The organism is Nicoliella sp. ESL1149 (assembly GCF_058107265.1).
Window position 1 is genome coordinate 867,717 of the sequence record NZ_JBYLUE010000002.1, and the last position, 12,678, is coordinate 880,394.

9 protein-coding genes are annotated in these 12,678 nt (G+C 36.0%); 4 read left to right on the plus strand and 5 right to left on the minus strand.

Going from position 1 to position 12,678, the window contains the following annotated elements; all coding sequences use genetic code 11:
* Positions 1–67 precede the first annotated feature (67 nt).
* Both AC3B6G_RS04175 and adhE read left to right on the plus strand, forming a co-directional pair.
* Positions 68–2,395: an MMPL family transporter gene (locus AC3B6G_RS04175; protein WP_489849163.1), complete on the plus strand. Its 2,328-nt coding sequence runs from the start codon at positions 68–70 to the stop codon at positions 2,393–2,395.
* A gap of 212 nt (positions 2,396–2,607) precedes the next feature.
* Complete coding sequence (gene adhE / locus AC3B6G_RS04180) at positions 2,608–5,223, plus strand: bifunctional acetaldehyde-CoA/alcohol dehydrogenase (protein ID WP_489849164.1); 2,616 nt, start codon at positions 2,608–2,610, stop codon at positions 5,221–5,223.
* A 79-nt stretch (positions 5,224–5,302) separates the two neighbouring features.
* Here adhE and AC3B6G_RS04185 read toward each other — a convergent pair whose 3' ends face one another.
* Together AC3B6G_RS04185 and rlmD are read right to left on the minus strand one after the other, a co-directional pair.
* The gene (locus tag AC3B6G_RS04185; protein WP_489849165.1) at positions 5,303–5,692 is read right to left on the minus strand and encodes a hypothetical protein; all 390 of its coding nucleotides are present in this window, start codon (positions 5,690–5,692) and stop codon (positions 5,303–5,305) included.
* A 65-nt stretch (positions 5,693–5,757) separates the two neighbouring features.
* The gene (rlmD, locus tag AC3B6G_RS04190; protein WP_489849166.1) at positions 5,758–7,146 is read right to left on the minus strand and encodes a 23S rRNA (uracil(1939)-C(5))-methyltransferase RlmD; all 1,389 of its coding nucleotides are present in this window, start codon (positions 7,144–7,146) and stop codon (positions 5,758–5,760) included.
* A gap of 159 nt (positions 7,147–7,305) precedes the next feature.
* Between rlmD and AC3B6G_RS04195 the strand changes: the two genes are divergently transcribed.
* Positions 7,306–9,111: a hypothetical protein gene (locus AC3B6G_RS04195; RefSeq protein ID WP_489849167.1), complete on the plus strand. Its 1,806-nt coding sequence runs from the start codon at positions 7,306–7,308 to the stop codon at positions 9,109–9,111.
* A gap of 64 nt (positions 9,112–9,175) precedes the next feature.
* On the opposite strand, the gene AC3B6G_RS04200 is transcribed toward AC3B6G_RS04195, so the two are convergent.
* The 3 genes from AC3B6G_RS04200 to AC3B6G_RS04210 all read right to left on the minus strand — a co-directional run bounded on the left by AC3B6G_RS04200 (position 9,176) and on the right by AC3B6G_RS04210 (position 11,581).
* Positions 9,176–9,631: a GNAT family N-acetyltransferase gene (locus AC3B6G_RS04200; RefSeq protein ID WP_489849168.1), complete on the minus strand. Its 456-nt coding sequence runs from the start codon at positions 9,629–9,631 to the stop codon at positions 9,176–9,178.
* 82 nt (positions 9,632–9,713) lie between these two features.
* Positions 9,714–10,457: a DUF4145 domain-containing protein gene (locus AC3B6G_RS04205; RefSeq protein WP_489849169.1), complete on the minus strand. Its 744-nt coding sequence runs from the start codon at positions 10,455–10,457 to the stop codon at positions 9,714–9,716.
* Between the two features lie 230 nt (positions 10,458–10,687).
* Entirely contained in the window at positions 10,688–11,581 is an 894-nt protein-coding gene (locus AC3B6G_RS04210) for a LysR family transcriptional regulator (RefSeq protein ID WP_489849170.1), read from the minus strand.
* A 67-nt stretch (positions 11,582–11,648) separates the two neighbouring features.
* Between AC3B6G_RS04210 and AC3B6G_RS04215 the strand changes: the two genes are divergently transcribed.
* Positions 11,649–12,668 (plus strand): DNA/RNA non-specific endonuclease, encoded by a 1,020-nt coding sequence (locus tag AC3B6G_RS04215; RefSeq protein ID WP_489849171.1) that lies wholly within the window; start codon positions 11,649–11,651, stop codon positions 12,666–12,668.
* Positions 12,669–12,678: the final 10 nt, after the last annotated feature.

Below are 12,678 nucleotides of genomic sequence, written 5' to 3' on the forward strand. Positions count from 1 at the left end.
CATTAACAATTATTATAGCGTGTTTTATCATGAATATACATATTCAATTTATTAGGAGGAATTTCCAATGTTTAATCGTTTTGGACAATGGGTCTTTCATAACAAATGGAAGACATTTTGCGCGTGGATTGTGATTTTAGTTGCAGTCATTCTTGGGGTAGCCAAGACTGGTTCTAACTTTGATGACAATTTAAAAATTAATGGATTACCTTCCACTGAAGTTCAAAAGACTTTGAAGAAGGAATTTAAAGTTAACTCTGAAGCTGGAACCATGAAAGTGGTTATTCAGACTCCTAAAAAGGGTGACGTAAACAAGAGTAACATTCAAAAAGATGTTGCTAAGGCTATTAAGGAAATTAAACATAATAAGGGGAATGGTTTGAAATCAGTTACTAATCCCTACAGTAGTCAAATCTTAAGTAAAGATAAGACAACGACTTATGTTGATATGACCTTTAAGAAAGATGCTAGAATTGTTAGTCAGCATCAAATCAAAATGGTGGAAAATGCATTTAACAAACATGTAAAACATGTTAACAATGCTAAAGTTGCCTTTACTGGAACGGTTCAAATAACGCCATATGATATTGGTGGTGCGTCTGAATTAATTGGGATCATTATTGCCTTTATTTTATTGATGATTCTCTTTAAGTCTTTTGTATCCGCTGGGTTACCAATTTTAAGTGCTTTAATGGGATTAATTACTGGAATTGTGATCGTAACGATCGGTTCCACTTTCTTCACATTAGCAAGTACGGCTTCGACTTTAGCAACGATGCTTAGTTTAGCTGTTGGAATTGATTATGCCTTGTTCATCGTTCATCGTTATCGAGATGAACGGAAACATCATGATGGAGCAGAAGCACTTGGAAATGCCCTTCAAACAGCTGGGAGTTCAGTCTTATTTGCTGGACTAACCGTTGTGATTGCTATTCTTGGGTTAAGTATCGTTGGGATTGCCTTCTTAACTCAAATGGCTGTTGCAACTGCTGTCGGAGTTCTTTTCGCAATTTGTTCTGCATTAACTTTCTTACCAGCATTGATTGCACTTTGCAGTAAATGGGTCAAACCTTCTAAGAAGGATATGGCAAAGAATGATGAAGATGTTAAGGCTGGTTTCTTCTCCAATATCATCATGAAGTTCCCACTAGTAACGGTAATCGTTACTTTAGCAATCTTGATTTGTTCTGCCATTCCAATGACGCATATGCGTTTAGGAATGCCTTACAATGGCTCGCTCCCTAATGACAATACTGAACGTCAAGCTTATGACATGATTTCTGATAAGTTTGGTGAAGGTGTCAATGCGCCAATGATTGGGGTCGTTAAGTTAAACGAAAGTCAATCACATAAGACTCAAGAAAAGAACCTTAAAAAGATCACTAATCATATTAAAGATATGAAAGGTGTCAAGATGATCGTTCCAGTAACGAACGAAAAAGCTATTAAACAATTAAAGTCACCTCAATATCAAGCTCAAATGAAACAACAAATTCAACAACAAGTCCAAGCTAAGGTTAAGGAAATGATTCAAAAGGATCCATCCTTGGCACCAAAGGCACAAGTATTAGGTAAGCAGATTGGTGCTCAATACGCTCAAAAGGCGCAAGCAGAAGCTAAGGCAAAGGTAATTTCACCAATTCCTGCTCACATTAGTAAGAACCATCGTTACGCATACTTTGTTATGATTCCTAAGAAGGGTTCTGAAACTGTTCAAACCACTGATCTTACTCATAACATCAAAAAGTATTCTGAAAAGGTTCAAAAGAATGACAAGACTAAGATTACACTTACTGGTATCAATGCAATCAACATCGACACAACTGCTAAATTAAATGCAGCTATTCCGGTCTTTGCTGGGGTTGTTATTGTTCTAGCATTTATCTTACTAATGTTCATGTTCCGTTCATTCTTAATTCCATTGATTGCAATGTTAGGTTTCGGTCTTTCGTTGGTTGCTTCATTCGGAATTACAACTCTTACAATTCAAGATGGCTTTGCAAAGGGTCTCTTGGGAATTAGTAAAGGGGCTCCAGTATTATCATTCTTACCAGTTATCTTTATTGGAATCCTATTTGGATTAGCAATGGATTACGAAGTATTTATGGTTTCTAGAGCACGAGAAGAATATGTTAAGACTGGTGATAATAATCACTCAATCTTGGTTGCTTTGAAGTCTAGTGGTCCAGTTATCGTCACTGCGGCATTGATTATGATGGCGGTATTTGGTAGTTTTGCTCTATCAACGAATACGACTATTAAGTCATTAGGACTTTCATTGGCATTTGGGATCTTCTTCGATGCATTCCTTGTTCGGTTATTGATCGTGCCATCAATGATGAAGTTATTCGGAAAAGCGAACTGGTATTTCCCAGGATTTAAAAAGAATAAATAACATATAAAGCGTTAACTAGGGATAATCATTAAATTGATTATCCTTTTTTTATGTAAAAAATATTTTGAGAAAGAATTCACAAAAGCAAGTGTGAAAGATTGTATTAAATTGAAAAGGTGGTATTATGTAATTGTGAAATAGTTATCAAACGAATTGAGATGAGCTACTTCACATACACAATATATAAAAAACTTATACTGGGGGTTACGATTATGGCTGATGCAAAACAACCAAATGTAGACAATGTTGAAAAGACAATTGACACAATGGTTAAAAAAGCCCATGTCGCATTAGATGAAATGAGCCACTTTGATCAAAAGAAAGTGGACAGAATTACCCAAGCAATGGTTATTGCTGGAGTTAATGCTCATCAAATGTTGGGGGAAATGGCTTATAAAGAAACTGGTCGTGGAGTTGCCGAAGATAAGGCAATTAAGAACCTATTTGCGACCGAAGAAATTTGGCACAGTATTCGTGATGATAAAACTGTTGGGATTATTAAAGAAGAACCTGAAGAAAACCTAACGAAAGTTGCTGAACCCCTTGGTGTGCTTGCTGGAATTACACCAGTAACTAACCCAACTTCAACAACATTATTTAAAGCAATTATTTCAATGAAGACTAGAAATGCAATTATCTTTAGTCTTCATCCCCAAGCTTTGCAATCTTCGATCATGGCTGCTAAGATTGTTCGGGATGCTGCTGTTAAAGCAGGTGCGCCCGCTGATGCCATTCAATGGATCGAACATCCAAGCCGTGAAGCTACGAAGGCATTAATTACAAATCCGGGAGTTGCATGTACTTTAGCAACCGGTGGTCCTGGCTTGGTTAACTTAGCTTACTCTGCTGGTAAACCTGCCTTAGGTGTTGGTCCTGGTAATGGTCCTGTTTACATCGAAAAGACTGCTAACATTGCTCGTGCAGTTAATGATTTGGTATTATCTAAAACTTTTGATAATGGAATGATTTGTGCAACTGAAAACAGTGCCATTATCGATAATGAAATTTATGACGAAGTTAAGAGGGCTTTGGAAGCTGACCGAGTTTACTTTGTTCCTGAAAACGAACGTCAACAATTAACTGATGCGATGTTTGACAACAAGCGACTCAGTGTTAAAGGGCCAATTGCTGGAGCGCCAGCTGAAAAAATTGCCGAAATGGCCAACATTAAGGTTCCTAAGGATACTCAAGTTCTTGCCGTTGAAATGGAAGGGATTGGACCTAAATATCCAATGTCAGGTGAAAAATTATCACCAGTTATTTCCATTTATCATGCTAAGGACCATCAAGATGCCTTTAATAAGGTCGATCAATTACTTGATTATGGTGGTTTAGGTCATACTGCTGCCATTCAAACTCGTGATGAAAAGTTAATGAAGGACTTTGGTCTTGAAGTTAAGGCTTCACGTGTCCTTGTTAATACACCAGCTGGTTTAGGTGGGGTTGGTAACCTTTACAACAACATGACGCCATCATTGACCTTAGGTACTGGTTCATGGGGGAAGAATTCAATTTCTCATAACGTTACTGATTATGATCTTTTGAACATTAAGACAATTGCCAAAAGAAGGAATAATATGCAATGGATTAAATTACCACGGATCTACTTCGAAAAGAATTCAATTCGCTACTTAAAGGACATGCCAGGAATCAAGAAGGCCTTTATTGTAACGAGTCCATCAATGGTTAAACATCACTATGTTGACCGGATTTTGAACGAATTGAATGCACGTGATAATGAAGTTCAATACTATATCTTCAGTGAAGTTCATGGTGAACCCGATACCGATACTGTTAACGCTGGACTTACTCAAATCAATGGATTCAAACCAGATACCATTATTGCATTAGGTGGAGGTTCTCCATTGGATGCTGCTAAGTTGATGTGGTTAATGTACGAAAATCCAGATATTGACTTCTTTGGTGCAAAACAAAAGTTCTTGGATATCAGAAAACGGGCATACCGCTTCAAGAAAGCTACTAAGAGTCAAATGGTTGCCATTCCAAGTACTTCCGGAAGTGGTTCTGAAGTAACACCATTCTCTGTTATTACTGATTCTAAGAAACACATCAAGTACCCATTAGCTGATTATGCTTTGACTCCTGATGTTGCAATTGTTGATCCTCAATTCGTTAACACTGTTCCTAAGGGAACCATTGCTGCTTCTGGGATTGATGCTTTAAGTCACTCCATCGAATCATATGTATCAACGATGGCATCTGATTACACTCGTCCATGGTCCTTAAAGGCATGTAAGATGATTTTTGAAAACCTTACTGCTTCATACAATGGTGATCAAGAAGCTCGTGCTAAGATGCACACTGCTGCTACCTTAGCCGGAATGGCCTTTGCAAATGCTTTCTTAGGAATTAACCATTCCATCGCCCACAAGATTGGTGGTAAGTTCGGTATTCCTCATGGTTTTGCAATCGGAATTACTTTACCACACGTAATTCGTTACAACTTCAAGAAACCTAAGAAGATGGCAGTATGGCCTAAGTACGAATCATTCCGTGCCGATGAAGACTATGCTAACATTGCTAGATACCTTGGTTTGAAGGGGAACACGAACGAAGAATTGAAGGAAGCTTTGATTCACAAGTTCATTGAATTAGCTCACTCAGTTGGTTTGACCTTAAGTCTTAAGGCTCAAGGAGTTACAAAAGAACAAGTTGAAGAAAATGCTGATGAACTTGCTGACTTAGCATTCTTAGACCAATGTACTAATTCAAACCCTAAGGAACCTTTGATTGCTGATTTGAAGCAAATCATTTTAGATGAATATGAAGGTGTCGGGGTAGAAACACAAACTGATAAAGAAGTATAAAAAGTAAATATAAATGAGTGGATAATGTAGTTGGGTAGAAAAAGGCTTACCATTTTAAATGGTAAGCCTTTTTGAGTGTTTATAATTTCATATAATGTTTTTGTTTTAATAGATCTTTGGAATGTTGATCTGTAGGAACGTAACCAATTGATTGGAGATGTCTAAAATACATGAAATTGTACAAGAAGCCCCATACAATTCCACTAAATTGACCAACATAACGAGCAGCAATTGTTAAATCAACATTCATTGCTAATCCAACAATAAAGGTTGCTACTAGTTCGCTTGCTAACATGCAAATTAAGTTATACCAATCGCGTCTAAAGACAGATGGTAAACAACCAAATAGCAAAGATGTGATCGAAAAACCAACTTTACCGATTTTAATGGTTTTCTTTTCAGGATTATGCACGGTCGCAAAATTTTGTGGTAATGGAATCATTCCATTATTACCAAATGGATTTTGCATCTTATACCTACTTTCTTTTGATAAATTGTTAATAGGACTAGCCTATCATGAAATTTAATATAATACTATTTTTTCAAAGTGAATTTAACCACTGCTTCAACTTTAGCGGTTTGAGGCATCATATCGATTGGTTGAATAAAATCAACAATGTATTTACGAGTTAATTTAACCAAGTCTCTTGCTAATGTTGCTGGATTACATGAGACATAAACGAGATTTTGCGGGGATGTTTTCAGAATTGCGTCAATCAAGGGATCAGCAAGTCCAGTTCGGGGTGGATCGACGATAATTGCATCCGGACGCCAGCCTTCTTCGATCCATTCGGGAAGTAAATCTTCAGCTTTACCAGTGTAGTAATGAGCATTGTGGATTTTGTTGATTCTAGCGTTATTATTAGCATCTTCAACAGCTTCTTTGATCGTATCCATTCCCCGAACTTCAGCAACATCATGAGCTAATGGTAATCCAATGGTTCCAACTCCAGAATAAGCATCAACAAGCTTTTCATTTCCCTTTAAATCGAGGGCACTATTAACAACTTCGTATAATTGGGGGGTCATATACGTATTTAATTGAAGGAAGGCTCTGGCAGAAAGTTCAAACCGGGTTTTGCCAATTTTTTCGGTCAAGGTTGGTTTTCCAGCAAGATAAATCGTTTTGTCTCCCCAGATCAAGGAAGTATCTCCAGGATTAACGTTTTGCATCACAGAGGTAACTTCTGGTAGCTTGGCAGCGATCATTGCTAATAAACGTTGCTTTTTGATTAATTTAGGAGTGTTTGTAATAATTACTAATTGAACGTCTTTGGTGTTCAAGGCAGCTCGGACGACTAAAGTTTTAATGATTCCGGAATGGTTCGATTCTTGAAAAACGGGAATTCCAAGGTTTTGAATAATATCAACCATTGTTCGCATTACTTTCATCGTAACTGGGTATTGGACTGCACATTCTTTCATATCAATTAGATGGTGAGTTCTTGCTTGGTATAGACCAGCGATAACTTTACCGTCACGTTCTCGAACTGGAAATTGAGCTTTATTACGGTACCCATAAGGATGCTTCATTCCCATTGTCTTGTTGATCTTATACTTTTTAAAACCAGCTGGTCGATACTTATAAAGGGCATTTTCGACCATTATTCTTTTTAAGCGTAGTTGAGTGGGATAGTTCATAAATTCGAGTTCTAACCCACCAACTTTACCAGCTTCAGGATCTAATGGTTCAACTCGATCTGGACTAGGGGTAATGACTTTAATAACTTCAGCCCGGGCATATTGGCGATATAGATCAGTAATTTTGATCGATACTTTTTCACCAGGAAGGGCGCCTTCAACAAAAACTAGGATGGATTTAAGGTAGGCAACGGCTTCTCCGTTGACCCCCATTCGTTCCATTTCGGGCTTTGTCTTAACGCTAAATACTTGTCCAACACTAAATTGATCTCGTGCTTGCATATTAGTGCTCCTTTCGTGACTAATAAATCGTATCTTCATTATATAACATTAATATTACTATTATGTTTCGTTTTCTCTTTTTGGGTGTTGAAAGTATAAAGTTTGCGTTAAAATATTAAATATAAATTAAAGAGGAACCACAAAGGGGAGTTTCGAGTTTTGAAAAAAACAATTAAATTATTATTACTCGCAACAGCTGCTTTAGGAGTAGTTGCTGTTACTAATAGTAATCAAACCGTACATGCTGATAATCAATTTTATAGCATTCCAGATGCAAATACGAACGTTAAGAAAATTAATTCCGGAAATGTATTAGCTAATTATTCGGATAGCGATTTGGTAATGAGTAATAACCAAATTCCAAATGTACCACGGCCAACTAGTTATACTCATACTAATTTGAATATGACTGGAACTAATAATTTGGATACTTATACATCAACAGATGGTAGTAATACTTTCTCAACGATGTTTTATCTTCCAGAAGGTTTTCATGTTCAATATGGTGAACATGGTAATTATCAAAAAGCCTTATTAGTTGGGAATTCCTTTTACATTGTTGAATCGATGGGAACTGGGAAAAACCAGGGAGCCATCATTAAGTATAATATTAATGACTTAAGGGACAACGGAATCCTCGATGGTGAACAAGACATGATTTGGAAAGCTTTGAAGTACTTCTCACCATACACGGTTAGTGGTAACAATCATAGTGCTCAATACTTGAAGGATACAACGAACCTTCAAAACGCTAAGCAAACCATTACGAATTCACAAAAACAAATTAAAACTTTACAAGCCCAAATCAAACCGCTTAAATCTCAAATCAAGAAATTGGAAAGTGGTTCAAAGAAGGGGACTAAGGCTCAAAAACCAACTTTAAAGAAGGTTCAAGCTCAACAAAAGGCTTTGGATAATCAAGCGACTCTAATTGCTAGATTGAACGGCGCTTCTGATAACAATACTAATGATTCAAATAGTAAGTCGAGAAATACGACGGTCGTTAGTGATGTTAATATTGCTAACTACTATCAAGTTGTAAAGAAACAAGCTGGTCAAATCAAGAGTCAAAATGCAGCTTTGAAGAAGGTTCAAAGCAAGAGTGCAAGCCAAGTCAAAGCAGCTTTAGCTAATAATACTAAGATTAGTAAAGGATTAAGTGGACTAGTAAAACAAGCTAAGGCTTTGACTAAGAAGTACGCAAAGAGCAATAAGCAATTTACCAAGAAACAAGCTCAACTTAATAACGTTAACACTAAGATTAATAATTTGAAGCAAAAGATTACGACTAGTAATGCTCAAGTAACTCAATTAGGTAAGAGTACTTCACTATTATCTGAATATTCCAAGCTAGCCCATTTAGCTCAAATTAGTCCATTGATCAATATTGGTCATGGAGAAACATTAGCATATAACCCTGCTAACCAACACATCTATTTGGCTCAAGATGATTCTACTAAGGATCAAATCAGCACCGATAAAAATAATCAAGTAACTGAAATTGATCCAAATACGCTTCAACCAGTTACCCAATATTCATTTAAACTCTTGCATGATAATGTTAACTATCAAATGAAGACATTAACATTTGATAGCCAAGGGAATGCTTATATTGGTCGAAATTACAGTAGTAAGAGTAATTTCCAAATTTTCAAGGGGCGTTTAGATGAAAATGGCGTTTCATTCGTAACAGAAAAGAACGTTATTAATCGTCCTGGTTACACGAACCAAGGAATTTCTTACAATGCTGCTAACAACCGTTTGTACATTGTTTCTGATGATGCTTTGACTTCTGTTCCAGTTGATGAATTGAATAATGGAACTGTCAACAATGATGATATTCATTATCTTACTTTCAATACCAACCGTGAGTTCGAAGATATTACTTTCGATAGTCAGGGTCGCGGGTACCTATTAATGCTATGGAAACCAGAAATTCTAAAATCACAAAACCCAATGAACTAAATCATTAGAAATAAAAAGACTGCCAATTATTAATTGGCAGTCTTTTTTTACATATTAATTAATTTTATTTAATGAAATCATGTTCACGTTCCATAAAGATATGTGGAGTTGAAATGTGAGTATATAGATCTCCATGGGCAACAAACCCAAATTTTTCATAAAAGCCTTGTTTATCAGCTTGAGCATGAATTTTAATCGCTTCGTCTGGATAAGCTTTTTTAATATCAGGAATTAATTCCGTCATTAATTTACGCCCCATTCCAGTTCCACGTGTAATTGGGGTTGTGAGAACACGACCAAATGAAATATAATCTTTTTCACGATAGAACCGTGTGTATGCAAGAAATTCACCATTTTCATCAGTTGCCCAAAGATGATAAGCCTCCTTATCAACATCGTCAATTCCCATGTATGGGCGGTTTTGTTCAACAACGAAAATTTCCATTCGATGACGATAAATATCCCAAAGTTCATCAGTTGTTAATTCTTGAAATGTTTTTAAGTGCCAATTAATATCCACTATAAACCCTCCAATTTTATTTTTGTCAGTTTAATTTCCAAAATACCAATTCCAACATTATAACATCGTAACTTTAGATTGGCTAGTAGTGTTTATTTTTATTATCATTTTCATGTTTATTGGCAATTTTAATAACGGCACTTTCAATTTGATCATTGTGATGTGATTCTTCATAGGTCTTTTGAATCAATAAATCGATCAATCGTAATAACGTTTCAGCTTCTTCAGTTGTGATGTTATCGATGATTTGGTTGGAATCTTTTGCGCCATGTGCACCCACGTTTCCGACTCTTCTAATAGAATCTATAGCTTCCCAAGTGTGCTTATCTTGGATTTTATGTTTAAGTTCCTTGATTTTATAGATCAATTTACCACGAGTAATGTGGTAGTAATCCGTGATGATTTCCTCTAAGACTCTTCGAGATAACATCGCAGATGATTTGGGACTTAGGTCAACAATGTTCCAAGCTTCCTTGTAGTCTTCACGAATCATTTGGGGAATATACTCTGGCAATGGTCGTGCTGTTGATCTTGGGTAAACATTAATTGTTTGGTTACCATTTCCATAAGCACTACCAACGAGTTTCATTTTGATACTAGTGTGTCCACAATTTGGACATTTAAACATTATTAAAGTTACTAGTTCACTGTGAGCTAATAATTCGTCTAAGCTCTTACTATTATGTGAGGTAAAATGAAAGAATTGTAATTCGTTTCTTTTATCATATTGTTTAATAATGATTTCTTTTGTAAAATATCTAGAACTTGCGGTTTTGTCACTTTCTTGATGACAGAAAGGACATTTCACCATATTATGGGGTTCCATAATTTAACCTCTTTTCGCAACTATTCAATATTAATTATACAATATAGAATAAATAAGTCTAAAAGAAGGCAAATAAAAAACGTCACTGGAAGCTATTCGCGTTCTTGTGACGATTATATAAATGAATTCTTTAACTATGGTTCCCCATAGCGCTAGAATTAATTGATTATAGGAAGTGGTTCGATCGATCCCACAAATCCAATATATCAGAATTTATTTTTGATGTCTAGTTATTCATTCTGACCATCTGGATAATTTGTTTGAATGAAGTGCTTAATGTGAGTAATCATTTTCTTGGCAACCGGGGTCTTGACTTGAACGGGATTCATGACTAAGTAAATGGTTCGATGATAGTGTTTTTCGAACGGGAAAATATTAACGTCTTTTTGAATACTGGTAAGGGCTAGTTTAGGGAGGATTCCTAATGCTAAACCACTTTCAACCATTGCAATAACTGATTGATCATCAATACTAAATTGGATTGAACCTGGGGTAACGTGAAAGAAATCAAGAACCTTTTTAGTGTCACCATCATAATCACTTTTTTGTAACATAAAGGAATGATTTTTAACATCAGCTTTTGTAACATAATTACCGTTTTGGGGTTTAAAATCTTTTGGCGTGACACAATAGATTTGATCCTTGACTAATGGCACTTTAATGATGTTTTCAACGATTGGATTACACGTAAATCCAATATCGATATTTCCAAGGTGGGTTTCCTTACTAACGGCTCCAAACGGCATTTGATTAACAGTTATCTTAATGTTTGGAAATTGTTTGTTAAATGATTTAATAATTTTAGGCAACCAATTGATGCAAATACTACTGAAAGCCCCAATTCTGATGGCCCCTTCATGAACCCCGGAAATATCAGCTGCAGCTTGTTCAAGACGATTTTGTTGGCTAATGATATCTTGGATGATCGGCAAGATGCTTTCTCCATCAGCAGTTAATTTCACTCCAGACCGATTTCTAATTAAAATTGAAAAGCCAAGAAATTTTTCGAGCTGATTGATAGCATGACTAATTGCAGATGGGGTAACGTCGAGTGATTGAGCAGCCCGATAAAAGCTTTTTTCCCGAACAACAGCGCTAAAAGCAAGGTAGGTAAATGAAATCATAGCTGACATCCTTTCGAAATAAAAAATGGTATAATACGATTATATCATTAATAAGGGAGTTATTAGCATGGGGTTCATTCGTAAACATCCGCGGTGGAGTTTAGTAATTGTAATTATTATTATGTCTTTTCTTGCTGCTAATTTGGAAAAAACGATTAAAGATAGCGGTAATCATAATCAACCTCGGGTAGAACGGAAACGTTCAAGTAGTTCTTCGGAATCGAGTTCTTCATCACATCAAAATGCTTCTGTTAAGAAACATTCGATACATAAAAAGAAAGTTAAGCATCATCGGGACAAAAACAATGAATTCGAAAAGAAGCTTGCAAAGTTAGATTATCATTCTGGAGAAGCAGCATTTAAAAATGTAAATGATGGAAAAAGTACTTTGAATCCAAATAAATGGCACCATGATCATATCGACTATTCTGATTTAGATTCCCAGTTACGAACCTCAAAGCCAGCGATTGCTTATTTAGATCGTTATAATGTTGTGAACGATTCACAACGGCAACGTCAATACGTTCAACCCAGTGCTTGGCATCAAAAATATGTTAATAATGAACCAATTTTAAATCGAGGGCACTTAATCGCATATAGTTTATCAGGTGGGATTGATACAGCCGGTGAATATAAAGCGAATGATTCAATCGGAGATCAAAATAATTTAAAGAATTTATTTACCCAAACAGCGTTTTCAAATCAAAAAATTCAAACGATTTATGAATCAAAGGTTCGGGAAGCACTTCGTTCAGGAGACAAAGTAATCTATCAAGTTCAACCAATTTTTCGTGGGGATGAATTGATGGCCCGCGGAGTTCACTTACAAGCAATTTCAAAGGATGGCAGTTTGAACTTTAATGTTTATCTATTTAATGTACAACCGGGAATTAAATTTAATTACCAAGATGGAACATCTGTTATTGACCATTCTATGAATGTTCCAACTCCAGCTGGAGCGCCTAATTTTGGGAGCCAAACTGGAAAACATTATACTTATCATTACCATCCATACTATCATCATTCATATTACCCATATCATCATTATTATCACCACTATTATCGTCACTATTATCACCATTACTAGGGAGTTGAAT

Coding starts and splice junctions, on each gene's coding strand:
- rlmD (WP_489849166.1), bottom strand. CDS start 7,146: ATGCAAGCACGAGATCAATTTAGTGTTGGACAAGTATTTAGCGTTAAG.
- adhE (WP_489849164.1), top strand. CDS start 2,608: ATGGCTGATGCAAAACAACCAAATGTAGACAATGTTGAAAAGACAATT.
- AC3B6G_RS04175 (WP_489849163.1), top strand. CDS start 68: ATGTTTAATCGTTTTGGACAATGGGTCTTTCATAACAAATGGAAGACA.
- AC3B6G_RS04205 (WP_489849169.1), bottom strand. CDS start 10,457: ATGGAACCCCATAATATGGTGAAATGTCCTTTCTGTCATCAAGAAAGT.
- AC3B6G_RS04215 (WP_489849171.1), top strand. CDS start 11,649: ATGGGGTTCATTCGTAAACATCCGCGGTGGAGTTTAGTAATTGTAATT.
- AC3B6G_RS04210 (WP_489849170.1), bottom strand. CDS start 11,581: ATGATTTCATTTACCTACCTTGCTTTTAGCGCTGTTGTTCGGGAAAAA.
- AC3B6G_RS04185 (WP_489849165.1), bottom strand. CDS start 5,692: ATGCAAAATCCATTTGGTAATAATGGAATGATTCCATTACCACAAAAT.